This is a genomic window from Actinoplanes octamycinicus (assembly GCF_014205225.1).
Classification (GTDB): domain Bacteria; phylum Actinomycetota; class Actinomycetes; order Mycobacteriales; family Micromonosporaceae; genus Actinoplanes; species Actinoplanes octamycinicus.
Genome location: NZ_JACHNB010000001.1, coordinates 2,040,587 through 2,063,641 on the forward strand (window position 1 = coordinate 2,040,587; position 23,055 = coordinate 2,063,641).

General features: G+C 71.3%; 23 protein-coding genes. 14 read left to right on the plus strand and 9 right to left on the minus strand.

Translation table 11 applies throughout. From position 1 onward, the window contains the following. Positions 1–140: 140 nt before the first annotated feature. Entirely contained in the window at positions 141–848 is a 708-nt protein-coding gene (locus BJY16_RS09190) for a GIY-YIG nuclease family protein (protein ID WP_185038666.1), read from the minus strand. Positions 849–2,337: 1,489 nt separating this feature from the next. Between BJY16_RS09190 and BJY16_RS09195 the strand changes: the two genes are divergently transcribed. Continuing rightward, positions 2,338–3,033, plus strand: a complete 696-nt coding sequence (locus BJY16_RS09195; RefSeq protein WP_185038668.1) for a hypothetical protein — start codon at positions 2,338–2,340, stop codon at positions 3,031–3,033. Here the strand turns inward: BJY16_RS09195 and BJY16_RS09200 are convergent. Beyond that, on the minus strand, positions 2,941–3,738 hold the full coding sequence (locus BJY16_RS09200; RefSeq protein ID WP_239177096.1) for a L,D-transpeptidase family protein: 798 nt from the start codon (positions 3,736–3,738) through the stop codon (positions 2,941–2,943). The two genes, BJY16_RS09195 and BJY16_RS09200, sit on opposite strands and share 93 nt — an antisense overlap. 146 nt (positions 3,739–3,884) lie before the next feature. Between BJY16_RS09200 and BJY16_RS09205 the strand changes: the two genes are divergently transcribed. Continuing rightward, positions 3,885–4,502: a CGNR zinc finger domain-containing protein gene (locus BJY16_RS09205; RefSeq protein ID WP_185038671.1), complete on the plus strand. Its 618-nt coding sequence runs from the start codon at positions 3,885–3,887 to the stop codon at positions 4,500–4,502. An 82-nt stretch (positions 4,503–4,584) separates the two neighbouring features. Further along, on the plus strand, positions 4,585–5,358 hold the full coding sequence (locus BJY16_RS09210) for a zf-HC2 domain-containing protein (RefSeq protein ID WP_185038673.1): 774 nt from the start codon (positions 4,585–4,587) through the stop codon (positions 5,356–5,358). Between the two features lie 7 nt (positions 5,359–5,365). Here BJY16_RS09210 and BJY16_RS09215 read toward each other — a convergent pair whose 3' ends face one another. The 3 genes from BJY16_RS09215 to BJY16_RS09225 all read right to left on the minus strand — a co-directional run bounded on the left by BJY16_RS09215 (position 5,366) and on the right by BJY16_RS09225 (position 6,619). Further along, positions 5,366–5,596 carry a hypothetical protein gene (locus BJY16_RS09215; protein WP_185038675.1) on the minus strand — a complete coding sequence of 77 codons (231 nt, stop codon included), beginning with the start codon at positions 5,594–5,596 and terminating at the stop codon, positions 5,366–5,368. 73 nt (positions 5,597–5,669) lie between these two features. Continuing rightward, positions 5,670–6,152, minus strand: a complete 483-nt coding sequence (gene mscL, locus BJY16_RS09220; RefSeq protein ID WP_185046354.1) for a large conductance mechanosensitive channel protein MscL — start codon at positions 6,150–6,152, stop codon at positions 5,670–5,672. A 113-nt stretch (positions 6,153–6,265) separates the two neighbouring features. Continuing rightward, positions 6,266–6,619 carry an STAS domain-containing protein gene (locus tag BJY16_RS09225; protein WP_185038677.1) on the minus strand — a complete coding sequence of 118 codons (354 nt, stop codon included), beginning with the start codon at positions 6,617–6,619 and terminating at the stop codon, positions 6,266–6,268. A 166-nt stretch (positions 6,620–6,785) separates the two neighbouring features. Here BJY16_RS09225 and BJY16_RS09230 point away from each other — a divergent pair, with 166 nt between their 5' ends. The 10 genes from BJY16_RS09230 (at position 6,786) to ppk2 (ending at position 16,152) form a co-directional block, all read left to right on the plus strand. Then, the gene (locus tag BJY16_RS09230; RefSeq protein ID WP_185046355.1) at positions 6,786–7,643 is read left to right on the plus strand and encodes an STAS domain-containing protein; all 858 of its coding nucleotides are present in this window, start codon (positions 6,786–6,788) and stop codon (positions 7,641–7,643) included. A gap of 1 nt (position 7,644) precedes the next feature. Then, on the plus strand, positions 7,645–8,067 hold the full coding sequence (locus tag BJY16_RS09235) for an STAS domain-containing protein (RefSeq protein ID WP_185038679.1): 423 nt from the start codon (positions 7,645–7,647) through the stop codon (positions 8,065–8,067). Next, positions 8,064–8,468 carry an ATP-binding protein gene (locus BJY16_RS09240; protein ID WP_185038681.1) on the plus strand — a complete coding sequence of 135 codons (405 nt, stop codon included), beginning with the start codon at positions 8,064–8,066 and terminating at the stop codon, positions 8,466–8,468. Before BJY16_RS09235 ends, BJY16_RS09240 begins: the two co-directional genes overlap by 4 nt. Next, the gene (locus BJY16_RS09245; protein ID WP_185038683.1) at positions 8,465–9,496 is read left to right on the plus strand and encodes a SpoIIE family protein phosphatase; all 1,032 of its coding nucleotides are present in this window, start codon (positions 8,465–8,467) and stop codon (positions 9,494–9,496) included. Before BJY16_RS09240 ends, BJY16_RS09245 begins: the two co-directional genes overlap by 4 nt. Before the next feature lie 23 nt (positions 9,497–9,519). Then, positions 9,520–10,842 carry a sensor histidine kinase gene (locus BJY16_RS09250; protein ID WP_185046356.1) on the plus strand — a complete coding sequence of 441 codons (1,323 nt, stop codon included), beginning with the start codon at positions 9,520–9,522 and terminating at the stop codon, positions 10,840–10,842. Continuing rightward, the gene (locus BJY16_RS09255; RefSeq protein ID WP_185038685.1) at positions 10,839–12,374 is read left to right on the plus strand and encodes a SpoIIE family protein phosphatase; all 1,536 of its coding nucleotides are present in this window, start codon (positions 10,839–10,841) and stop codon (positions 12,372–12,374) included. Before BJY16_RS09250 ends, BJY16_RS09255 begins: the two co-directional genes overlap by 4 nt. A gap of 64 nt (positions 12,375–12,438) precedes the next feature. After that, entirely contained in the window at positions 12,439–12,975 is a 537-nt protein-coding gene (locus BJY16_RS09260) for a PadR family transcriptional regulator (protein WP_185038687.1), read from the plus strand. Further along, entirely contained in the window at positions 12,972–13,655 is a 684-nt protein-coding gene (locus tag BJY16_RS09265; RefSeq protein ID WP_185038689.1) for an ABC transporter ATP-binding protein, read from the plus strand. Before BJY16_RS09260 ends, BJY16_RS09265 begins: the two co-directional genes overlap by 4 nt. Next, a complete protein-coding gene (locus BJY16_RS09270; protein WP_239177100.1) occupies positions 13,652–15,292 on the plus strand; it encodes an FtsX-like permease family protein in 1,641 nt (546 codons plus the stop codon). Before BJY16_RS09265 ends, BJY16_RS09270 begins: the two co-directional genes overlap by 4 nt. Positions 15,293–15,345: 53 nt before the next feature. After that, positions 15,346–16,152: a polyphosphate kinase 2 gene (gene ppk2 / locus BJY16_RS09275; RefSeq protein ID WP_185038691.1), complete on the plus strand. Its 807-nt coding sequence runs from the start codon at positions 15,346–15,348 to the stop codon at positions 16,150–16,152. Positions 16,153–16,174: 22 nt separating this feature from the next. Here the strand turns inward: ppk2 and BJY16_RS09280 are convergent, their stop codons facing one another. Beyond that, positions 16,175–18,259 carry a S9 family peptidase gene (locus BJY16_RS09280; protein ID WP_185038693.1) on the minus strand — a complete coding sequence of 695 codons (2,085 nt, stop codon included), beginning with the start codon at positions 18,257–18,259 and terminating at the stop codon, positions 16,175–16,177. Between the two features lie 137 nt (positions 18,260–18,396). On the opposite strand from BJY16_RS09280, the gene BJY16_RS09285 reads away from it, so the two are divergent. Continuing rightward, complete coding sequence (locus BJY16_RS09285) at positions 18,397–19,524, plus strand: FAD-binding oxidoreductase (protein WP_239177102.1); 1,128 nt, start codon at positions 18,397–18,399, stop codon at positions 19,522–19,524. Positions 19,525–19,690: 166 nt separating this feature from the next. Here the strand turns inward: BJY16_RS09285 and BJY16_RS09290 are convergent, their stop codons facing one another. The 3 genes from BJY16_RS09290 to BJY16_RS09300 are packed head-to-tail and all read right to left on the minus strand — an operon-like array spanning position 19,691 to position 22,978. Then, positions 19,691–20,305: a dihydrofolate reductase family protein gene (locus tag BJY16_RS09290; protein ID WP_185038697.1), complete on the minus strand. Its 615-nt coding sequence runs from the start codon at positions 20,303–20,305 to the stop codon at positions 19,691–19,693. A 44-nt stretch (positions 20,306–20,349) separates the two neighbouring features. Beyond that, on the minus strand, positions 20,350–20,910 hold the full coding sequence (locus BJY16_RS09295; RefSeq protein WP_185038698.1) for a dihydrofolate reductase family protein: 561 nt from the start codon (positions 20,908–20,910) through the stop codon (positions 20,350–20,352). Between the two features lie 10 nt (positions 20,911–20,920). Continuing rightward, the gene (locus tag BJY16_RS09300; protein WP_221501931.1) at positions 20,921–22,978 is read right to left on the minus strand and encodes a SpoIIE family protein phosphatase; all 2,058 of its coding nucleotides are present in this window, start codon (positions 22,976–22,978) and stop codon (positions 20,921–20,923) included. Positions 22,979–23,055: the final 77 nt, after the last annotated feature.

Consider the following 23,055-nt stretch of genomic DNA (forward strand, 5'->3'; position numbering starts at 1 on the left):
TCTTCTCCGCGCTCGTGATCGGCAACCGCTCGCTGCCGAGTGCCGTCCGTCCTAGTGCTCCACGACCATCCTTCCAGAAGAGTGCCGGCGGCGGAACTACTCCGTGTGCCGGCCGCATCTGGCGTCGAACGGCCTGTTGGTTACTCGTCATTCACATCGGTCGGCTCTCCTACTTTCGCCTCTACCAGGTTAAGCTCGACCAGCCGCTGGTTAGTCAGCCACTCGAGCCGCTGAGTCTGAAGATGTAATGTGCGGCGTAGGCCGCCGCCGCGAAGTTGCCGTTCGCTAACTAGCTGTGCCAGTCGGCCGACATGTGCTGCTCTACGCGCGATGCGAACGTCGGGATGCTTGCGGTCTTCCCAAAGCTCATCTGGAACAATCTTGCCGCGTACGCTCGGTGGTAGAGTTACAACAGTTGGCGGCAGTGGTGGTACTGCCTCGTTAAGGACAGCATTAAACCGAGACTTCTCTTTAAGTCTGTAATAAACCGTTGACTCATACACCTTCATCGCTTGTGTCCTCAGTGACGCCTTTCCTTCGATAGTGGCGATCTCAGGAAGTGTCCAGACTTCGACTTCGGCGACCTCGAAAGGGTCCAGAACAAACTTACCAACCGGATCTGATCTTTGCCCAGTCAAATGACGGCCGACTCGGTCTTTGATGTTCGATACTGTTTGACCAACGTAGATTGGTTCACTGTCAAAATCATAGAAAGCGTAGACGCCGGCGCTAGCCTGGCCGATCGACCACTCTGGGTCGTTCGGGTCTTCGGTGTCCATAAATTTGTCATACTCGGCTCTGATTAGGCGTGTTGCCCGCGGTGGTAGGGCATAGATTTCATTGGTCATGCATCCTCCGGTCGGGTAGGGGTGTGGATTATCCGAGGACAGCAAGCGGCCACCGCTAGGGATTAGTGAAGTTATGTAGATCTCAAGGCCTGCGTTGGCAGCCGGGTACAGAGTAGACGGCTAGCGATGCTCTGAGCTTTTCGACAAGCTGACCAAGGTGGTCATGAGCGGCCAGGGCCTATCCGAGTTTGCCGCCGTGCCGCCTTCGGCGATCGTCGCCCGATCGCCCGGCGTGTGATCTGGATAGCGCTCGACCTCGCCGGCGAAACGGCGCGAGCCGAACAGTTCGCCGAAGAGGGCGACCGCGACAGGCCTCGGCCACCCTGTCGTCGATCGCCCCCTGCACTGGTCAGGGATGCCCGTACGCGAAGTACAGGTCTATCGACGTCGCCACTGGTGAACAGGTGTCTACCGCAGCCGGCTACTCCCCGGCTTTGAGCCGGCGTCATGACCTCGACGCGTGCGCGCTTGACGGGCCGAGCGTGATCATCGTGCTGGACTCGTCGCCCGCAGCAACCGGGGCCCTTTCAACCGGCACACCTCGCACTCGGCCACAACCTGCGCGAATACATAAGGTCTTTGACTTGGCCGAACATCCTCGTGGGGGACTCAAGCGGCAAAGGTAGCGGGGTGTTTGAGTGACCACTAGTGATGCGACTACGGATAGAAGGTTCGCGGTTCGAGTCACTTCGGGCGCGTCCGACAGCCGCGAATCCGGTTCTAGCGCGCCGGCCGCTATGATCTGCGCTCTCTGGACGCCATCGGTCGGCCGCGACGCTTCGTCTCCGGTGCTGGTGGCCAGCGGATGAGGTGTCGGTCGCTCCGTGGTTGCTCGGATGTTGCGCACTTCAGTCGGACGTACCAAGGTGGGGCCGGATTCCGCCGATCTCGAGCCCCTGGGTCCGCGCGATTCGCCACGGCATTGGCTGCCTACGGCTGGACCGGGACGGACTGTACAACCGTTAAGTCCCTTTACTCCAGATCCATGGAGAAGAACCTATTCTGCAGACTTTTAATCCATAGGTTCAGGGTTCGAGTCCCTGGCGGCCCACGGTTGACACAGGTCAGCGCCGGAATGCCGGCGCTGACCTGCTTCGTTTCCGGCGGCCGCCGAGCCGGGGTGGGTCGTGTCGGCATCGTCGGGTGAACACGGGCGCCTGACTTTGTGTACCACCCCGCTCCGTTGTCATCCGCCGAAGCCCAGGCGGCCGGCGCGGGAATCGTTTCGGTCACCTCCGTGGAGACGTCGTCCGGAACGTCCCACAGCACGTCGGTGAACTGCGCGTCATAGGTCCTCGCTGCCGATCTGGCCGGGGCCGGCGGTACCCGGTTGGGGTAAGCGGGTTGTCCGGTTGCGGGCGCTGACTGGTGGTAACCGGGTCTCTTCGGTGTGTATTCGCTGGTGAGGTTGGCGGCGGCGTGCGAGTGTCAGTGCGGCGTGACGCGGTGGGATGGGGCCTGCCCGGGGCGTTCCGGAACGGAGTGTGTCGTGACTGGGTGGGATGACGAGCAACTGACGGCCGGGTTCCGGTCGATGATGCTGCTGGCCGCGCTGGTGGAGCGGGGTGGCCGGCCGGCGGCGGTGTCGCCGACGGTGCGGCTGTCGCCGGGCGAGAAACAGTACGGGTGGTTTCCCGCCGACGTGGCCGGGGACGGGCGCCGGGTCGTGGTGGTCACCGATCAGCGGATCGTGGTGGGGGAGCGGCCGTGGGCGCTGCGGGCGCTGACCGAGGTGCGGAGCGAGCCGGCTGACTGGGCGGTCACGCTGCGGATGCGGGGACGGCCGGAGCCGCTGACGCTGAGCGGACCGTGGGTGCCGTGGCTCGGTGTGGTGCTCTGCGCGGAGCTCTACAGCGCGGCCTTCCCGCCGGAGGAAGCCGACGGCTACCGCAAGGCCGCGGACATGCGCGCCGGCAACGGGACCGGGGACGCGCTCGGCGAGGTCAAGGCCGCCGGAGTCCGCATCGGGGAGGCGTTTGGCGAGGCCAAGGCCACCGGAGTGCGCATCGGGGACGCGTTTGGCGAGGGCAAGGCTGCCGGGGACGGGCGTGGGCGGGGCCGGGTGCTGCCGGGGCCGCGGGTGCCGGTGCGGTCAGTAGACCCAGACCTTGGTCTTCAGCGGCAGCGCGTCGTTGTTCCACATCCAGTTCATCGCGGCGATCGACACCCGGGCGCATCCGTGTGAGGCGGCGTAGGGCGGGACGCTGGTCGCTCCGTGCACGGCGATCCCGCCGTTGAAGTATTTCGGCCGCCAGAGCAGCCCCAGCGGCGCGTGCCGCCAGCCGTCGATCTGGCGGCTGACCTTGAACTTGCCGGACGGGGTGGACGCCAGGTGGGTCTCGCCCTCCGACTCGTAATACTCACCGGAGCCGGTGGAGGTGTTGAAGACCTGGGTGATCCGGCCGTCGTCGACCAGCATCAGCAGCTGCCGCTTCCGGTCGATCTCGACCATCCGGCCGCTGGACGACTTCGGTTTCGGCAGCACGCCGGCGTCCAGCGCCTTGCGGGTCTTCGGACCGATCGTGCCGTCCCGGCCGATCCCGGCGGCCTTCTGCAGCGCGAACACCGCCTGCTGCGTCGTCCCGCCGAACTTGCCGTCCGCCTTGCCGTTCCAATAACCCAGCTCGGTCAGCCGCTGCTGGACGGCCAGCACGTCGGCGCCCTTGGCGCCGACCTTCAGCTTCCGCACCGGCGCGGGTGTGGACGGCGCGGTGCTCGGGGCGGCCGAGGACGGGGGTGCGGAAGGCGCGGCGGTCGCGGCCGGAGAAGAAGTTTCCGGTACGCCGGAAGGCGTCCCCGGCGCGCCCGGCGAGCCGGAGTCCGAGTCGCAGCCGGCGGCCAGGGACAGCGTGGCCACCGCGGCGATCGTGAACGCCAGAACTCTCCGCACCCGGGGCCTCCCTCGTCGATCAGCCGGGCCAGTGTAGTGACCCATTTACAACCGTCCACCGATCATCTCCGATCGTCCACCCGCCCGGGTGGCTGATCGGGAACCGGGTGACACCGGGACGAAAAAGAGTCAAGTAGTCTTCGGCTATGTCGTGGAAGGCGAGCGCCCGGCACGGCGTGCGAGAGGCGCCCGGAGGCTTCGCCCTCGTCCAGGAGCTGCTGAACACTCGCGCGGCGATGTCCTACGGACCGGACCTGCTGGGCGTGGTCGAGGACGCCCAGTGGTGGGTGACCGACGCGCTGGGCGCCTGGTCCCGGGTGTCCGGCCTGCCCGCCCCGACGCTGCTGCTCTCCGCCACCGACCTGCGCTCGCTGCGCCGGCTGCGGTCCGCGTTCGAGCAGGTGGTGCTGGCCGGGTCGAACCAGGAGCCGCCCGGCGCGCTGCCACCCGCCGACGTGGCGGTCAGCCTGGCGCCGGACGCGGCCGGCTGGGTGCGGGTGGTGCCGACCGGCCGGGGCACCCGGTGGCTGGCCTCCGCGCTCTGGGCCGAGGCGCTGCTCGCCCAGCAGGCCGGGGTCTGGCCGCGGCTGAAGCTGTGTCACAACACGGTCTGCCGGGCGGCGTTCTTCGACACCTCGCGGAACAACAGCGGCGTCTGGCACGACGTCAGCACCTGCGGCAACACGGCGAACCTGCGGGCGTTCCGGGAGCGCCGGCGACTGCTCGGCCACAGCCAGGAGATGCAGGTCGGCCCGGAGCACTGAGCCGGGGCCGATGAGGGGCGCCGAGGACGAGACCGGGAAGACCGGCGGGAACCATCGGCGGATCTCGCGCGACTATGGATGCATGGCGTGTGAGCAGTGGCGCGAGATGCTGTCGGCGCAGCTGGACGGCGAGGACGACCCGGTGACCCGGCCGCTGGTCGACGAGCACCTGGCCGGGTGCGCGGGGTGCCGGGCCTGGCTGGACGCGGCGGCCGCGGTGAACCGGCTCACGCGTACCGGGAAGGTGCCGGACGTGCCCGACCTCAGTGCCGCCATTCTCGCCGCCCTGCCGGCGGCGCCGGCCGCGGCGCCGCGGCGCCGTCTGCCGGTGGCCGCGCTGCTCTACGTGGCGCTCGCGCTGGTCGGCGCGGTGCAGATCATCCTCGGGCTGGCCCAGATCGGCGGGGCGTCCAGTGCCGGGCACGTGCATCTCGGGCTGTCCGCGGCGCCCGGGCACCTGTGGAACGAGTCGGCCGCGTGGAACGCGGCGGTGGGCGCGGGATACCTCTTCATCGCGCTGCGGCGGACCCGGCCGGTGGGGCTGGTGCCGATGCTCACCGCGTTCGTCGGGATGCTGCTGCTGCTCTCGGTCAACGATCTGACCGGAGGCCGGGTGGACGTGGCCCGGCTGGTCGGCCACGGCTTCGTGATCGTCGGCTATCTGCTGGTGGTGGCGTTGTCCCGGGGCGCCGGCGGGTCGGTGCGGCCGCCCGGGGCGCGGGCCGGGACCGGCTGGCGGCTGGACCGCACGGCCGACCCGGAGCCGGAGGCGCCGGCGGCGCGGCGGCCGGGGCTGCGGCTGGTCCCGCCGAGCGGGCCGCTCACGGCCCGGGATGAGGATCAGCGAGCCGCCTGAGCGCGGATCAGCGGGGTGGGCGGACGGAGAGCTCGCGCCAGTCGTCCGGCCCGTTCAGCAGGGCGCGGACCATGTCGATGGCGGCGTCCTCGCTGTCGAACTCGAAGAAGTGTGACGTGCCGTCGGAGCCGCCGGCGCGCTGCTCGACATACCACTGGTCGCCGTTGGTGCGGAGGTAGACGTCCTTCCGGGCGAGGCGTCCCCATTTGCCGTTCCACCAGTGCTTACGCTGCTCCATCCCGGCACTGTATCGAACATCTGTTCGAACCGTGCCGGGAGGGCGGATCTTTCCGGGATTTGTCAGGGAGCCGTCAGCGCGGCGGTTCCTGGCGGCGCTGCAGGATGTCGTCGACCGCGCTGCCGTAGACGTTCCCCTGCTGGGCCGGCCGGCCGGCGGTCTGGGACTGGGCGACCAGCGCGTCCCGGATCTCGGTGAGCAGCTTGATCTCCTCGCTCGGGCTCTTCGGCGGCGGCTCCTCGCCGCGGCGGCGGCGCTCGGCCAGCAGGTTGAGCGGATAGACCACCAGGAAGTACAGAGTGATCGCGGTGAGCAGGAAGGTGACCAGCGCATTTACGAAGGCGATGACATCGAACTGGATGCCGCGCACCTCGGGGATGCTGCCCTTGAGGCTGTCCTTGCCGATGATCAGCACGGTGATCAGGCGGATCAGCGGTTCCAGGAACGACTTGGTGAACTGGGTGATCACGGTGGTGAAAGCAGCACCGATGACGACACCGACGGCGAGGTCGACGACATTGCCGCGCATGATGAAGTCTTTGAAGCCTTGGAACATCTTCTTCAACGGTCACTCCCGGGGGCCGAAGTCAATCCGGCAACGGGTTCCCGCTGCCGGTCGGCGACAAACTACGCCGACCGGAACGGCCGCGCGAAACGTGACGAGCGGGGTCAGTCGAGCGCCGGCTCCTGGGCGCTGACCGCCTCGTCCACCGTCGGGTACGTGTGGAGCACCTCGACCAGACCGCTCACCTCGAGGATGCGCAACACACCCCGCTGCGGCGCGGCCAGCCGGACGGTGCCGCCGGCATCGTCGGTGCTGTTCTTCGCCCGGACGAAAACGGACAGGCCGGTGGAGTCGCAGAACGAGACCTCGGCCAGGTCGAAGACCAGCCTGGTCCGCCCTTTCTCCAGCAGGTCGCTGATCTGGTCCTGCAGTTGCGGGGCGGTGGCCATGTCGAGCTCACCGGCCACCGACACGACGACCATGTCGCCGCGCTGTTCGGTCTGCACCGTCAAGGACATTCGGGGACCCTCCTGTTATTGCTGAACGGTACTCCACGTACCGGGGGGATGCGCGCATTGGGACGAGGCCTTGACCTCGCTCGTTAGTTGGTCTACAGCAATTAACGGACATGCTGATGGTAAAGTCCGGCCGTTGCGCACGGATCGTGTGGTGGGGGAGGCAGCGGTGGCGCTGAGTCCGGACGAGTCGGGTCGCTTCGCGGACCTGCTCAAAGAGCACGCCGACGGGCTGATCGCCCGATGGGCGGAGCTGATCGGAGTCAGCTTGCAGGGCCGCATGACGCGTCCCGAGCTGGAGCGTCAGATCAGGGAGCTGCACAAGAGCTTCCAGCAGGCGCTCGCCGCGGGCGCGCGGGACCTGACCGACGAGGCAGCCGGTGAGTTGCGGGCGCAGCTCAGCGAGCTGTCCAGCAGCCGTGCCCGGCAGGGCTTCTCGGCGACCGAGACGGCGATCAGCGTCTACGCGCTCAAGGACACGGTCCTGGAGGTGCTCGGCGACCAGACCGACGCGCAGACGCTGCGGGACTACGTGGCCTTCGCGGCCTTCGTCGACCGGGCCGCGCTGCTGACCTTCGACAGCTACGTGCGGGTCCGCGAGGGGCTGATCGCCGACCAGGCCGAGCAGCTGCTGGAGCTCTCCACCCCGGTGGTGAAGCTGTGGGAGGGCGTGGTGGCCGTCCCGCTGGTCGGCACGCTCGACTCGGCGCGCGCCCAGGTGGTGATGGAGCGGCTGCTGCAGACCCTGGTGGACACCGGCTCGCCCTACGCGATCATCGACATCACCGGTGTCCCGGCCGTCGACACCCAGGTGGCCCAGCACATCCTGAAGACCGTGGTGGCCGCCCGGCTGATGGGCGCCGACTGCATCATCTCCGGCATCCGGCCGCAGATCGCGCAGACCATCGTGGCGCTCGGCATCGAGTTCGGCGACATCGCCACCAAGTCCTCGCTGGCCGACGCGCTGCGCTACGTCCTCGGCAAGAACAGCTACCGGGTGGTCCCCGCCAAGCGGACGGAGCGCTGACGTGGAACGCGTCCCGGTCCTGAAGATCGGCGACATCCTGCTGGTCTCCATCCAGATCGACATGGAGGACCAGGTCGCTCTGCAGCTCCAGGAGGACCTGGCGGAGAAGATCGTGGCCACCGGCTGCCACGGGGTGATCATCGACATCAGCGCGCTGGACATCGTCGACTCGTTCGTCGGCCGGACACTGGCCACCATCGCGTCGGTCTCCCGGGTGCTGGACGCCGAGACCGTGGTGGTCGGCATGCGGCCGGCGGTGGCGATCACCCTGGTCGAGCTGGGCCTCTCGCTGCCGGGGATCCGGACCGCGCTCAACGTCGAGCTGGCCATCGAGATGCTGGCGCGCAGCCGCGCCGAGTCCGACGGCCCGTCGGGCGACGAGGACGAGGACGAGGCCGATCCGGCAGCGGTAACCGCGTCGTGAGCGAGGAGAGCCGGCGGATCCCGGTCGTCACCGACCAGGACGTGGTCCGCGTCCGGCAGTTGGTGCGGACGGTCGCGGTGGAGGCCAAGCTCTCCCTGGTGGACCAGACCAAGCTGGTCACCGCGGCCAGTGAGCTGGCCCGCAACACCCTGGTCTACGGCGGTGGCGGCAGCGTCGAGGTGAGCCGGGTGCGCACCGAGCTCCGCGGCGGCATCCGGATCGTTTTCGCCGACCAGGGCCCGGGTATCGCCGATCTGGAACTGGCCCTCACCGATGGGTACACCACCGGTGGCGGGCTCGGCCTGGGGCTCAGCGGCGCCCGCCGGCTGGTCGACGAGTTCGCCATCGAGACCGCGCCCGGCGAGGGTACGACGATCACCGTGACCAAGTGGTGCCGATGACTGAAGGAGCGGTGGTGTCCGTACCCGAAGGACTCCTCGACGAGGGGGTCTGGTTCCGGGTGGAGGCCGCCGGGACTGCAGCGGCGGTGCGACGCACCGCCGAGCGGCTCGCGACTGATCTGGCCATGCCGGAGCAGCGCATCGCGGAACTCTCCATCGTCGCCGCCGAGGCGGCGGGGAACCTGGTCAAGCACGCCCTGCAGGGCACCATCCTGGTGCGCGCGGTACGCACCCCGGAGCAGGCCGGCGTCGAGCTGATCGCGATCGACAGCGGGCCGGGGATGGTCGACGTCGCGCACTCGATGGGTGACGGGCACTCCACCGCCGGCAGCCTGGGCATCGGGCTCGGCGCGATCCTGCGCCAGGCCAGCCGCTGGGATCTGCACTCGCTGCCGGGCCGGGGCACGGTGCTGGCCGTGCAGGTCTGGCCGGAGGCGCCACCGCCGCCGTTCTGGGCGGCCGGGCTGACCCGGCCGATCACCGGGGAGACGGTGAGCGGGGACGCGGTGGCGGCCCGCGAGGCCGGCGGCCGGCGGCAGCTGCTGGTCTGCGACGGGCTCGGGCACGGCGGGCTGGCCGCGGCCGCCTCGCGCGAGGCGGTGCGGGTGTTCCGGCAGACCGCGGCGGCCTCGCCGGCCGCGGTGGTGGAGGCGCTGCACCGGTCGCTCGGGCACACCCGTGGCGCGGCGCTGGCGGTCGCCGAGCTGGACGCCGACGCGGCCCTGGTGCGGTACGCCGGGATGGGCAACATCGCCGGCACGGTGTTCCACCCGGACGGCAGCCGGCGCGGCATGATCTCGATGCCCGGCATCGCCGGTCACCAGCGCCGGCAGATCCGGGAGTACGAGTACCCGCTGTCCCCCGGCGCGGTCGTGGTGATGCACTCGGACGGCCTGGTCGACCGCTGGAACCCGGCGGACTATCCGGGCCTGCTGACCCGCTCGCCCGAGGTGATCGCCGGTACCCTGCTGCGCGACGCCGGGACCCGCCGGGACGACGCGGGCGTTCTCGTGGCACGGTTGCCGTGAGCGCGCCCGAGCCGCTGATGCGCATGCGCCTGCGGGTCGAGCAGGACATCTTCTCGATCCGCCAGCTGGGCCGGGAGGTGGCCCGGGCGGTCGGCATGGAGGCGCAGGACCAGACCCGGATGGCCACCGCGCTCAGCGAGGTGGGCCGGGTGCTGCTGGCTCAGGGCCCGGACGCGGACGTGACGTTCACGGCGGAGCTGTACGGGGTACCAAGTCTTCAGGTGACAATGGCACATTCGGCCGTCGGCGGAGCATCCCGGCTGGCCGAGCAGCTGCAGCAGGTCGGCCGCCTGGTCGACACGATGGAGGTCGACGATGGCGGTGCGGGCACGACGGTCCGGATGGCGCGGCGCCTACCGCCTGGCGCGCCGGTCCTGACCCCGAGCCGGATGGACGAGATCCGCGCCGGGCTGGCCCATCATGTGCCGGGCAGCCCGCTGGACGAGCTGGCGGTGCAGAACCAGCAGCTGATCGCCGCCCTGGACGAGGTCCGCGCGCAACGCGACGACCTGGCCCGGCTGAACGCGGAGCTGGAGGAGACCAACCGCGGGGTGATGGCGCTCTACCACCAGCTCTCCGACGAGCTGGAGGAGACCAACCGCGGCGTGGTGGCGCTCTACGCCGAGCTGGACGAGAAATCGGTGCAGCTGCGGGCGGCCAGCGAGGCGAAGAGCCGGTTCCTGGCGAACGTCAGCCATGAGCTGCGCGCCCCGGTCACCGCGATCATCGGGCTGGGCCGGCTGCTGGTCGACTCCTCGTCGGACGAGCTGACCGAGGAGCAGGCCCGCCAGGTGGAGCTGATCCGCAGCTCGGCGAGCGACCTGCTGACCCTGGTCAACGGGTTGCTCGACCTGGCCAAGGCGGAGGCCGGCCGGATCGAGCCGAGTTGGTCCGCGGTCGACCTGAAGGCGATGTTCGGCCAGCTCCGCGGCACCCTGCGCCCACTCGCCACCCGGCCGGAGGTGGATTTCGTGGTGGACGAGCCGACCGTGTCCACGATCCGCTCGGACGAGGTGCTGCTCGCCCAGGTGCTGCGCAACCTGCTGACCAACGCGCTGAAGTTCACCGAGTCCGGCTCGGTGCGGCTGAGCGTGCGGCGGATCGGCCCGGAGGTCGAGTTCGTGGTCGCGGACACCGGCACCGGCATCCCGCCCGAGCTGCACGAGCGCATCTTCGAGGAGTTCTACCAGGTGCCCGGCAGCAAGCCGGTCAGCGGCAAGGGCACCGGCCTGGGCCTGCCCTATGCCCGGCGGCTGGCCGGGATCCTCGGCGGCGGCCTGCGGGTCGACTCGGTGCCCGGGGAGGGCAGCACCTTCACTCTCCAGCTGCCGGTCGAGGGGACATGACCCCGGCCACGGTGCTGGTCGTCGACGACAGCGCCACCAAGCGATACCTGCTGGTCAGCTGGCTGACCCGGGCCGGGTTCACGGTCGTCGAGGCGGAGACCGGCGGCGAGGCGCTGCGCAAGCTGGGCGACGCCGACGTCCAGGCCGACCTGGTGGTGCTCGACGTCAAGCTGCCGGACATGAGCGGTTTCGAGGTCTGCGAGCGGATCAAGACCGATTCCCGGTACGGCGTGCTGCCGGTCATCCACGTGTCCGCGCACGCCGTCGACGTCAACGACCGCACCCAGGGCCTGAACCGGGGGGCGGACGCCTACCTGGTCGAGCCGATCGAGCCGGACGAGCTGATCGCCACCGCGCAGGCGGTGCTCCGCTATTACCGCGCCCGGCAGCGCGCCGAGCTGCTGGCCGAGCGGATGGTCCGGCTGGCCGAGACCACCCTGGCGATCAACTCGGCGTCCACCCTGCCGGCCCTGCTGGAGGCCGCAGCGGCCGGGGCGGTGGAGATCTTCGGTGGGCCGGTCGTGGTGGTCGCCGAGACCTCGGAGGGGGAGAGCCTGGCCGCTGCCGGGCCGCCCCCGGCCGTACGCAAATGGGCTGTTCCGCATCACCGCGTAGCGGTGGGGTCGCTGGTCCGCACCGATGAGGCGGCCGATTGGGACGTGGTCGACTGGCCGGAGGGGGAGACCGTCGCGGTGGCGGCGGCCCGGCTGCGGATCGACCGGCCACCGGTTTACGTGGCCGTCTCCGGCAGCTCGCAGACGCCCGGTTTCCCGGTGCTGCGGCAGCTGTCCCAGGCGGTCGCGGCGGCGGTGGAGGCGCAGCGCTCCTTCGACGAGGAGCACCGGATCGCGGTCACCCTGCAGCGCAGTCTGCTCCAGTCGAAGCTGCCCGACGTGCCCGGCCTGGACCTGGCGGTGCGTTACGAGCCGGCCGGCGCGCAGACCGAGGTGGGCGGCGACTTCTACGAGCTGACCGTGCTGGACGGCAAGCTGCTGGTGGCGATCGGTGACGTGGCCGGGCACTCGCTGCACGCCGCCACGGTGATGGCCGAGCTGCGGCACGCGGTCCGGGCCTACGCGGTCGAGGGGCACCCGCCGGGCGCCGTGCTGGAGCTGGCGAACCGGTTCATGCGCACCGTGCTGCCCGCCGACTCGGCCACCCTCTGCCTGTTCACCCTGGACCCGGCCACCGGGCGGATCCGGATGGCGTCGGCCGGGCACCTGCCGCCGCTGCTGCACGTCGACGGCGAGGTGCGCTTCCTGGCGCCGCGCGGCGCGCTGCTCGGCCTGGACGCGCCGGCCCGCACCGAGCTGGAGCTGGAGCTGCCGCCGGGCGGGACGCTGGTGCTTTACACCGACGGGCTGATCGAGCGGCGGGACGCCGACATCGACGACGGGCTGCGGGCGCTCGCGGCCTGCGCGGCCGAGGTGGAGCCGGACCTGGACGCCTTCTGCAGCCGCCTGCTGACCCGCCTGGGCGGGTCCGGCGACCAGGCGGACGACATCGCGGTGGTCGCGCTGCGGCGCACCTGATCTCCGGTAGGACCGGTCCGCCCCGCCTTGACGCCAGCTATTCACTCGGTGAATAGTAGCCGCCATGTCCACCGCACACGTACTGCTGGGGCTGCTCGCCGGCGGCCCCCGGCACGGCTACGACCTGAAACGGGCGCACGACGACCGGCTGCCGCAGGCGAAGCCGGTGGCGTACGGGCAGGTGTACGCCACCCTCGGCCGGCTCGAGCGGGACGGCCTGGTGGTCCCGTCCGGGCAGGATCAGGAGTCCGGCCCGGAGCGCACCTCGTTCGAGCTGACCGAGCGCGGGCGGGAGCGGCTGGCCGCCTGGCTCGGTGAGGTGGAGCCGCCCGCGCCCTACGTGACCAGCGCCCTGTTCAGCAAGGTCGTGGTCGCGCTGCTGGCCGCCGGGAGCGAGTCGGCCCGGGACTACCTGATCAGCCAGCGGGCCGCGCACATGACCCGGATGCGGGAGCTGACCGCGATCAAGACCAGCCCCGGGGCGAGCGTCGGCGACGTGGTCGCCGCGGACTACGCCATCGGGCACCTCGACGCCGACCTGCGCTGGTTGCAGACCACCCTGGCGCGCGTCGCCGACCTGGAGAAGGAAGTGAACGCGTGACTGAGATCTTGAGCGGGACCGGGATCACCAAGAGCTATGGGGCCACCCCGGCGTTGCGCGGGGTGGACGTCAGCGTCGCCGAGGGCGAGATCGTGGCGATCACCGGCCCGAGCGGCTGCGGCAAGTCCACGCTGCTGCACTGCCTGGCCGGCATCCTGCGCGCCGACAGCGGCACGGTGGTCTACCGCGACCAGGACCTGAACCTGTGGTCCGAGGCGGCCCGGTCCCGGCTGCGGCGCACCGAGTTCGGCGTGCTGTTCCAGTTCGGGCAGCTGGTGCCGGAGTTGACCGCCGCGGAGAACGTCGCGCTCCCGCTGCTTCTCGCCGGTTCGGGGCGGCGAGACGCGCGGGCCGCGGCGCTCGGCTGGCTCGACCGGTTCGGCGTCGCCGACCTGGCCGACCAGCGGCCCGGCGCCATGTCCGGCGGCCAGCAGCAGCGCTGCGCGGCGGCCCGGGCGCTGGTCACCGAGCCGCGGGTGATCTTCGCGGACGAGCCGACCGGCGCGCTCGACCAGCTCAACGGCGAGCAGGTGCTCAGCGCGATGGTCCAGGTGGTGCGCGAGCAGGGGAGCTCGGTGGTGCTGGTGACGCACGAGGCGCCGATCGCGGCGTACGCGGACCGGGAGATCGTGCTGCGCGACGGCGTGGTCGACCCGACCGGCATCGGGGTCGGCGCGTGAGCGCGGCCAGTTCGACGGTCCGGCGCGGCGGCGCGGCCGGCCTGACGGGCCGGCGGATGAGGGCGGCCACCCTGGTCCGGCTCAGTCTGGCCGGCAACCGGACCGACCGGCTGCGGACCGGGCTGACCGCGGTCAGCGGCCTGTGCGCCGCCCTGGCCCTGTTCGCGGCCGCCACCGTCGGCGCGATCCACGGCGGCCACTGGATCCCGGACCCGGCCCAGGACGGGTCCTCGATCATGGCGCCCGGCTCCGAGCAGTACGCCAGCCTGATGCTGGTCGAGGCCGGCCTGCGCCCCGGGGTGATCTTCGCGCTGGCCCTGCTGGCGCTGCCGGTGCTGGCCCTGGCCGGGCAGTGCATCCGGCTCGGCGCGCCGGCCCGGGACCGGCGGCTCGCCGGATTGCGGCTGGCCGGCGCGACACCGGGGCAGGCGGTGCTGATCGCCGGGGCGGAGACCGCGGCGGCCAGCCTGCTCGGCGCGGTCCTCGGCTTCGGGGTCTACCTGGTGCTGCGGGTGGTGCTGGACCAGCGGACCCCGGACGGGCGGCTGCTGCTGCCCACCGACGTGCTGCCGCATCCGCTGGTCATCGCCGGCATCCTGGCACTGGTCCCGGCGCTGGCCGGCGGGCTCGGGGTGCTGCTGATGCGCCGGGTCCTGATCACCCCGCTGGGCGTGGTGCGCCGGATCCGGGAGCGCGGGCCGCGGCCCTGGCCGGGCGTGCTGATCGTGCTCGGCCTGGTGCTCTTCGCGCCCAGGACGCTGGACCTGCTGCACCGGCTGGACCTGACGGAGCGGGTGCCGGGCGACGGCCGGCTGCCGGAGTGGACGCCGCTGGCCATGATGGGCGCCGGGGTGCTGTGCGTGATACTCGGCGTGGTGCTCGGCACCGGCTGGATCTCCTTCACCGTGGGCCGGCTGCTGCGCCGGTACGGCCGCGGCCCGGTCAGCCTGCTGACCGGCGCCCGGCTGATGGCCGACCCGTGGAACGGCAGCCGCACCCTGGGCGCGCTGCTGGCCGCGGTGGTGTTCGGCGCCGCGGCGCTCGGCTACCGGGCCGATCTCGGCGCCGAGTTCACCGCGTACGACCGGTACAACCGGATCGTCTCGCCGCGCGGTGGCGGCATGGGCGCGCCCGAGGCGCCCGAGTTCTATTACCACGGGGTCCGGCTGGCGATGGCCGCGGTGACGATCGCGCTGCTGGTGGCGGCCGGTGGGGTGCTGGTCGCGTTCGCCGAGGGGATCGTGGCGCGGCGGCGGACGTTCGCGGCGATGACCGCGAGCGGGGTGCCCCGCCGCACGCTCGGCGGGGTGCTGTTCTGGCACACGTTCGCGCCGCTGCTGCCGGCCCTGCTGCTGGCCCTGGTCTCCGGGGCGGCGCTGGTCCGGACCCTGCGGACGGAGATCTCGGTCGGCGGCGGGCCGGACCTGGCGGTGTGCGCCGACCCGGCCGCTCCGGACCTGGCCACCTGCGTGACCAAGGTGATCGCCGACCCGTTCATCGTGCAGCCGGTCCCGGTGCCGTTCGGGCAGCTGGCGCTGCTGGCCGCCGGGGCGTTGCTGGCGATGGCGGCGGTGGTCGGCGCCGGGATGCTGGTGCTGCGGTCCAGCACCGACCTGGAGGAGCTGCGGGCCGGCTGAAAACCGTCCCGCGGGGGTGAGGCGAGCGGGCCGGTCCGGCGCGACGGTGGGGCATGGCCAAGCACAAGCACGACGACGGTCCGCTCCCGCGGATGCGGGAGAAGGAGTACCAGCACGAACTGCGCCGTCTGCACGGCGAGTTGGTCGCCCTGCAGGAGTGGGTGAAGCGGAGCGGCGCCAAGGTCTGCGTGGTGTTCGAGGGACGCGACACGGCCGGCAAAGGTGGCGTGCTCAAGGCGATCACCGAGCGGGTCAGCCCCCGCGTCTTCCGGGTGGTGGCGCTGCCGGCGCCCAGCGAACGGGAACGCTCGCAGATGTTCCTGCAGCGCTACGTCGCGCACCTGCCCGCCGCCGGCGAAGTGGTGATGTTCGACCGCAGCTGGTACAACCGCGCCGGGGTCGAGCGGGTGCTCGGCTTCTGCACGCCGCAGCAGACCGAGCAGTTCCTCAGGCTGGTGCCCGGGGTCGAGCGGGCCATGGTCGACTCCGGGATCATCCTGCTGAAGTACTGGCTGGAGGTCAGCCCGGAGGAGCAGACCCGGCGGCTGACGGGCCGGATCAACGATCCCCGCAAGGTGTGGAAGCTCTCCGACATGGACCTCAAGTCCTACGGCCGATGGTACGACTACTCGCGCGCCCGCGACGAGATGTTCCGGACCACCGACACGGCCTGGGCGCCCTGGTACGTCGCGCACACCGACGACAAGAAGCGCGGCCGGCTCAACATCATCAGTCACCTGCTGAGCACCGTGCCCTACGAGCCGCTCAAGCACCACGACGTGGAGCTGCCCAAGCGGCAGAAGGCCAACGGGTACCGAGATCCGGAGCTGCCCCTGCACCGGATCCCGGAACCCTTCTGAGGCACCGGCCCGAAGGCGCCGGTCACGCCCCGGCGGCGCCGATCGTGTCGAGGATCCAGGCCAGGTTGAAGGCCTCTTCCTTCCACGAGTCGTAGCGGCCGCTCGGGCCGGCGTGGCCGGCGCCCATCTCGGTCTTGAGCAGGAAGTGGCCCTCCGGCGCGGTGGCGCGCAGCCGGGCGATCCACTTGGCCGGCTCGTGGTAGAGCACCCGGGTGTCGTTCAGGCTGGTCACCGCGAGGATCTTGGAGTACGGCAGCTTCGCGACGTTCTCGTACGGGCTGTACGACTTCATGTACGCGTAGACCTCGGCGGACTCCAGCGGGTTGCCCCACTCCTCCCACTCGGTGACGGTCAGCGGCAGCGACGGGTCGAGAATCGAGGTCAGCGGGTCGACGAAGGGCACCTCGGCGAGGATCCCGGCGAACGTCTCCGGCGCCAGGTTGGCCACCGCGCCCATCAGCAGGCCACCGGCCGAGCCGCCCCGGGCGACCAGCCGGTCGGCGCTGGTCCAGCGGTTCCGGATGAGCGCCTCGGCGCAGGCCACGAAGTCGGTGAAGGTGTTCCGCTTGGCCAGCATCTTGCCGTCCTCGTACCACCGGCGGCCCATCTCGCCGCCGCCGCGGACGTGCGCGATCGCGTAGACCACGCCGCGGTCCAGCAGGGAGAGCCGGGCAATCGAGAAATACGGGTCGATGCTGTGCTCGTAGGAGCCGTAGCCGTAGAGCACGGCCGGCGCCGAGCCGTCACGCACCACGCCCTTGCGGGCCACGATCGAGACCGGGACCCGGGTGCCGTCCGGCGCGTGCGCCCACTCGCGGAACTGCTCGTAGTCGGCCGGGGAATAGCCGCCCAGCACCGGTTTCTGCTTGCGCAGCGTCATCGTGCGGGTGACCAGGTCGACGTCGTAGACCGAGTCCGGAGTGACCAGCGAGGTGTAGGTGATCCGGACCGAGGCGGTGTCGTACTCCGGGTTGCCGCTCAGGCCGACGCTGTAGAGCGGCTCGGGGAACTCCATGTCGTAGGTGTCGGTGCTGCCGTCGCCCATCACCCGCAGGCCGGTCAGCCCGTCCTTGCGCAGCGAGATCACGATGTGCCGGGCGAACGCGTCGACCGACTCCAGCCGGGTGCCGGGCTGGTGCGGGATCAGCTCGACCCACTCGCCCGGCGCGTCGACCGAGGTGGAGGCCAGGGCGAAGTCCTCGGCGTCCCGGTTGTGCAGGATCAGGAAGCGGTGGCCGTGGTGCTCGATCTGGTACTCCACGCCCTGCTGCCGCTCGGCGATCACCACCGGCGCGGCGCCCGGGTCGTCGGCCGGGATCACCCGTACCTCAGAAGTGATCTTGCTCTGCGCGTCGATCACGATGAACTTCTCGCTGCGGGTGAGCTCGACGCCCACCCAGAACCGCTCGTCGGTCTCGTGGTGCACCACCACGTCCTCGGCGGCCGGCCGGCCGATCACGTGCCGGTGCACCCGGTCCGGGCGCCACGCCTCGTCGACCGTGATGTAGAAGAGCACGCTGCCGTCGGCCGACCAGGCGCTGCCGTAGAAGGCGTCCGGGATCTCGTCGGCCAGCACCTCGCCGCTGCGCAGATCCTTGACCCGCAGGGTGAAGCGCTCGTCGCCGTCGAAGTCGGTGGAGTAGGCCAGCCAGTTGCCGTCCGGGCTGACGTCGAACGTGCCGAGCGCGAAGAAGTCTTTCCCCTCGGCCAGCAGGTTGCCGTCGAGCAGCACCTCCTCACCGGGGCGCGCGTCGCCCATCGGCGGGGCGGTCTCGCCCGGGCGGACCGGGACCCGGCAGTGGATGCTGTACTGCTTGCCCTCCTCGGTGCGGGTGTAATACCAATGCCCGCCCTTGCGGGTCGGCACCGACAGGTCGGTCTCCTGGGTCCGCCCCTTGATCTCCTGGAAGACCGTCTCGCGCAGGCCGGCGAGGTGCGCGGTGGCCGCCTCGGTCCAGGCGTTCTCCGCCTCCAGGTAGGCGATCGTGGCCGGGTCCTCTTTGTTCATCAGCCAGGCGTACTCATCGGTGACCGTGTCACCGTGGTGGCTGCGCTCGGAGGGGGCCTGGCGGGCCGCCGGTGGGCCGGCGGGCGATTCGATCGTCACCTGGGACACGTTACCGGCGGATCGGTCCGGATTGAGTTTCTTACACACTCCGACCTCGCTCATTCGAACATGTGTACGATATGCCAGAGTGGACGATCTTCAGGGATCTCGATCTCCGGTCTGGGGAGGCTTCGGACGTGAGTGATTCCCTTCTCGACGCGCTCGTGGACATCTGCGGGCCCGGCTTCGCGCGCCCCGCCCGGTCGGTCGACCGGGTGGGCGGGCAGCGCGCCGGGTTCGTCGCGGTCCCGGCCACCGGCCGCGCGGCCGCCGCCACGCTGCGGCTCGCCGCCGAGCGCGGGCTGAGTGTCCGAGCGCGCGGCGGCGGCAGCAAGATCGATTGGGGGGTGCCACCGGCCGGGCTGGACCTGATCGTCGACACCGGCCGGCTCAACGGGATGTGGGACCACCACGGCGCCACCGCCACCATCGCGGCCGGCACCCCGGTCACGGCCGCCCAGGCCGCCCTGGCCCTGACCGGCCGGCGGCTGGCGGTCGACCCGCCGTCGCCCGGCGCCACCATCGGCGGGATGCTCGCGGTCAACGAGTCCGGGCCGCTGGCGCACCGGTTCGGCAGCCCGGCCCAGCAGACCGAGCGGGTCAGCTATGCCGAGGCCGGCGGCGCCGAGCTGGACTCCGACGGCGAGGACGGCCGCCCCGGGATCGCCGAGATCGACGGCGTGCTGACCGCGGCGGTGCTGCGGGTCGAGCCGCTGCCCGACGCGCGCCGCTGGCTGACCCGGGCGGTGACCACCCCGGCCGCGGTCGCCGAGCTGGTCGAGCAGGCGGTGGCCCAGGCGCTGGAGCCGAGCGCGATCGAGGTCGACCTGCCCGGCGCCGGCGCCGGCACGGTGGCCGTGCTGCTGGAGGGCGACACCGGCTCGGTGACCGGCCGTGCGGCCAAGCTGGCCCAGGTCTGGGGGCCGGAGACGGACCAGGCGGGGGCGGGTCCGTCCTGGTGGGGGCGCTATCCGTTCACCGGCTCCGATGTCACCGTGCGGCTCTCGGTGCGGCCCGCCGACCTGCCGGCGGTCGCCTACGCGCTGCGTGACCTGTGCGGCCGGCCGGTGGCCCTGCGCGGCTCGGCCGGCTTGGGCACGGTGCACGCGGTCCTGCCGGAGGGGCTGACCGCCCGCCGGGTCGGCGAGATCGTCGCCGGGGTCGAGCAGGTGCTGCTGGCCCGCGGCGGCCGGATCGTGGTGGTGTCGGCGCCGCCGGCGCTGGCCGGGCAGCTGGAGATGGCCGAGCCCCGCGACCTGTTCTGAGCCGCCGCCCGGCCGGTGACGCCGATGCTCTCCGGAGCGAGCGGCGGGCTCGGGAGGCGGAGGTTACCCGGTTGGCCCTGTTGGGCAGCGCTGGACGGCGGGGACTTCGCCTCGGCTGAATTCGCCGCCGCCGGCATCCGCGGCCTGCTGGAGTGACCGGCCGGGGTCAGAAGTTGGCCGGGATCACCGTGGCGGTCTCGGCGGCCAGGTGGCGGCCGAGCCGGGCGACGTCGCCGACCGCGTAGGTCAGGTAGGCGAACTGGCCGACCTCGCGGACCCCGGTCAGGATCAGCTCGTCCACCCGGAGGCGGTGCTTGAGCAGCGGGGTGCCGGTGCCCAGCACGGCCGGGGCGATGCCCAGGATGATCTCGTCGAGCAGGCCCTGCGCGGCGAACTGGGCGACCAGGTCGCCGCCGCCGGCCAGCCAGACGTTCTTGCCCTGGGCGGCGACCATCATGGCCTCGTGCACCCGGCGGACATCCCCGCTGATCATGAAGACGTTGGCGTCCGGGACCGGCGGCAGGTCGCGGTGGGTGAAGACCCAGCACGGCACGTCGCCGTACATGTCGTGCCAGTTCTGCGGCTCGTCGAGCAGGTTGTCGTTCTCCAGCACCCACTCGTAGGTGGTCGCGCCCATGGCGAACGCGCCGACGCCGGCGAAGAACTCGCCGAACGGGTTCTGGGTGCCCTCATCCACCTCGAAGAGCCAGTCCAGCGAGTTCCGTTCGTCGGCGATGAAGCCGTCGATGCTGGTGGCGGTGTAGTACTGCGTCTTCGCCATGCCAACACCATGCCACGCCGACGGCGACAAAAGGGGCAGATCGATCAGGAGGTCGGTGGACTCACCGCGTACCTCAGGTTGGCGAACTGGCCGAGGCGGGTGACGTCGGTCAGGGTGAGCCGGCGCGAGGTGAGCCGGCGGGGCAGCAGCGGGGCGCCGGAGCCGAGGGTCACCGGGGCGACCCCGAGGATCAGCTCGTCCAGCAGCCCGGCGTCGGCGAACGCGCCGACCAGCTCGCCGCCGCCGACCAGCCACACGTTCTTCCCGTTCGCGGCGGCCACCATCTCCTTGTGTGCGGCGGCCACGTCACCGCGTACGAAATGCAGGTTCGCTCCTGGAATGCGGGGCAGGTCGCGGTGCGTGAAGATCCACGCGGGGGTGTCGCCGTAGGGCTCGAGCCAGTTCTCCGGGTGCTCCAGCGCGTTCTCGTGGGCGAGCACCCACTCGTAGGTGGTCGCGCCCATGGCGAACGCGCCGACGCCGGCGAAGAACTCGCCGAACGGGTGCTCGTCACCGCCGTCCACCTCGAAGAGCCAATCCAGCGAGTTGCCGTCGTCGGCGATGTATCCGTCGATCGTGGTCGCGGTGTAGTACTGGGTCTTCATCCACTCACCCTCAGGCGTCGTTGCGCAGCACCAGGATCGCGATGTCGTCCCGCGGCTCCTCCACCGAGAAGTTGATCGTGGTGGAGCGCAGCCGGGCGGCCATCGCGTCAGCGGGATAACCGGCCAAGGGGGCCGCCGCGTCACGCAACCGGGCCGATCCGAACAGCTCCCGGCCGCGGCGCCGCTCGGTCACCCCGTCGGTGTAGAAGATCAACGAGTCGCCCGGACCCAGGATGACCTCGGCATCCGGCGAGGTGATCGTCTCCAGCAGACCGAGCGCGGTGCCGCCCTCGCCGACGAACTGGGTCTTGCCGTCCGCCCGGACCAGCACCCCGCGGTCGTGCCCGGCCAGGTGCAGGCAGACGCTGAGCCGCGCGTCCGGCTGCCGGGTCACCGAGGCCATCGCGAGCGTGCAGTACCGCCCGCCGCCGCGCTGCACCAGCGTCCGGTTCACCCGCTGGAGGATCTCCTTGAGCGACTTGCCGTCGTCGACCAGGATCCGGATCACGTCCCGGACCAGGCCGGTCACCGTGGCCGCCTGGACACCCTTGCCGGAGACGTCGCCGACCACGACCAGCCAGCGGTCCTCGCCGAACGGCATCACGTCGTAGAAGTCGCCGCCCACCTCGGAGCCGGTCGGGACGTACTCCGCGGCGAAGCCGATGCCCTCGACGTGCGGCAGCGCCGGCGGCAGCAGCGAGGCCTGCAGGGTGCGCGCCACGGTCCGCCGCTCGTCGTGGATCCGCGCGTTGTCGATCGCCAGCGCCGCCCGCCGGGCCACGTCCTCCAGCACCGCCACCTCGTCGGCGTCATGCCGGTGCTTGACGTGCCGGCCGACCGCGAGGGTGCCGAGCCGGGCGCCGCGGGCCACCAGCGGCACCGCGAAACCCTCCAGCGGCGGCCCGAACATCACCTGGCTGCCCAGCCGGGACGCCTCCTCCAGGCGGGCCAGGATCGACTCCGGGCCGGCCTCGGCGAGCGAGGCGTGCAGCTGGGCCAGCGCCGACTCCTCGGCGTGGGTGGCCGCGGCCAGCTGCAGCCGGCCCCAGGCGTCGGTGGTGTGCACCGCGCACCACTGGCCCAGCCGGGGCACCACCAGCTGCGGGATCAGCGCCATCGTGAGGTTCACGTCGAGGGACTGGGCGAGCAGCTCGCTCGCCTCGGCCAGGAAGGTGATCCAGGTCTGCCGCCGGATGTCGGTACGGCGCAGCCGGTCATTCTCCAGGTGCAGCGAGAACCGCTCGGCGACCATCACGGTGAGGGACTGGGCGTACCCCACCGGGGCGGCGTCCAGCTCCAGCTCCCCGGAGTACGGCCGGTGCACGGTCAGCGGGACCCGGATGGTGTCGGCGTTGTCGCGGGGCGCCCGGCCGTACCGCGCGAGCAGCTGCCGGCCCATGCCGTCGCCGCGGTCCACCCGCAGCACCCCGCCGGCCGCGCCGGTCAGCCGGGCCAGCCGGGAGAGCAGGTCGGCGGCGAGATCGGTGAGGTCGGTCAGGCCCTCCTCGGTCTGCCGGTCGGAGCCGCTGCGCAGCAGCCCGGTCAGCGCGCCCAGGCTGGGCGTGTCGGCCGGCGCCGGGAGCCGGCCGGTCTCCTCGCCGGCGGCGCCGCGCTGGTCCAGGTGGAACCAGACGCCCTTGCCGTCGCCCTCGTGCACGGTGCCCCACCGGCTGGCGAAGTGGTCGACCAGCAACAGGCCGCGGCCGCGCTCGGCGACCTCGCCGATGTCCGGGCTGTCGTTCTTGGGGCCGACGGCGAGCTGCTCGACCGGGCCGGGAGCGAAGTCGGTGACCGTCACGGTCAGTCCGCTCGGGTCGGCGGTCACCTCGATGTCGAGGTCGGTGTTGGCGTGCACCACCGCGTTCGTGGAGAGCTCGGTGGTCAGCAGCAGAGCCTCGTTGAGCAGGCCGTCCAGCCCGGCTTCCTCGAGCACCGAGCGGACCAGCGCCCGGGCCGCCGCCGGGGTGCGCCGGTCGTTGGGCAGACGGGCCTTGCGCACCAGGATGCCGGACGACGCTCCCGACGGGACGCTCGTCCTGGTTCCGACCTCGGCTGGCACAGCATGCATCCTCTCCCGTGGGTGGGTGTATGCACAAAGTCGTCTCTCGCATTGACCCGGTCGAGCGAGAGAGGATAGGTAACCCC

Bases quoted from the DNA above. Each gene is read 5' to 3' on its own strand.
- BJY16_RS09245 (WP_185038683.1), top strand. From the start codon at position 8,465: ATGACTGAAGGAGCGGTGGTGTCCGTACCCGAAGGACTCCTCGACGAG.
- BJY16_RS09255 (WP_185038685.1), top strand. From the start codon at position 10,839: ATGACCCCGGCCACGGTGCTGGTCGTCGACGACAGCGCCACCAAGCGA.
- BJY16_RS09190 (WP_185038666.1), bottom strand. From the start codon at position 848: ATGACCAATGAAATCTATGCCCTACCACCGCGGGCAACACGCCTAATC.
- BJY16_RS09290 (WP_185038697.1), bottom strand. From the start codon at position 20,305: ATGGCGAAGACGCAGTACTACACCGCCACCAGCATCGACGGCTTCATC.
- BJY16_RS09225 (WP_185038677.1), bottom strand. From the start codon at position 6,619: ATGTCCTTGACGGTGCAGACCGAACAGCGCGGCGACATGGTCGTCGTG.
- BJY16_RS09215 (WP_185038675.1), bottom strand. From the start codon at position 5,596: ATGGAGCAGCGTAAGCACTGGTGGAACGGCAAATGGGGACGCCTCGCC.
- mscL (WP_185046354.1), bottom strand. From the start codon at position 6,152: ATGTTCCAAGGCTTCAAAGACTTCATCATGCGCGGCAATGTCGTCGAC.
- BJY16_RS09210 (WP_185038673.1), top strand. From the start codon at position 4,585: ATGGCGTGTGAGCAGTGGCGCGAGATGCTGTCGGCGCAGCTGGACGGC.
- ppk2 (WP_185038691.1), top strand. From the start codon at position 15,346: ATGGCCAAGCACAAGCACGACGACGGTCCGCTCCCGCGGATGCGGGAG.
- BJY16_RS09260 (WP_185038687.1), top strand. From the start codon at position 12,439: ATGTCCACCGCACACGTACTGCTGGGGCTGCTCGCCGGCGGCCCCCGG.
- BJY16_RS09300 (WP_221501931.1), bottom strand. From the start codon at position 22,978: ATGCATGCTGTGCCAGCCGAGGTCGGAACCAGGACGAGCGTCCCGTCG.
- BJY16_RS09295 (WP_185038698.1), bottom strand. From the start codon at position 20,910: ATGAAGACCCAGTACTACACCGCGACCACGATCGACGGATACATCGCC.
- BJY16_RS09205 (WP_185038671.1), top strand. From the start codon at position 3,885: ATGTCGTGGAAGGCGAGCGCCCGGCACGGCGTGCGAGAGGCGCCCGGA.
- BJY16_RS09250 (WP_185046356.1), top strand. From the start codon at position 9,520: ATGCGCCTGCGGGTCGAGCAGGACATCTTCTCGATCCGCCAGCTGGGC.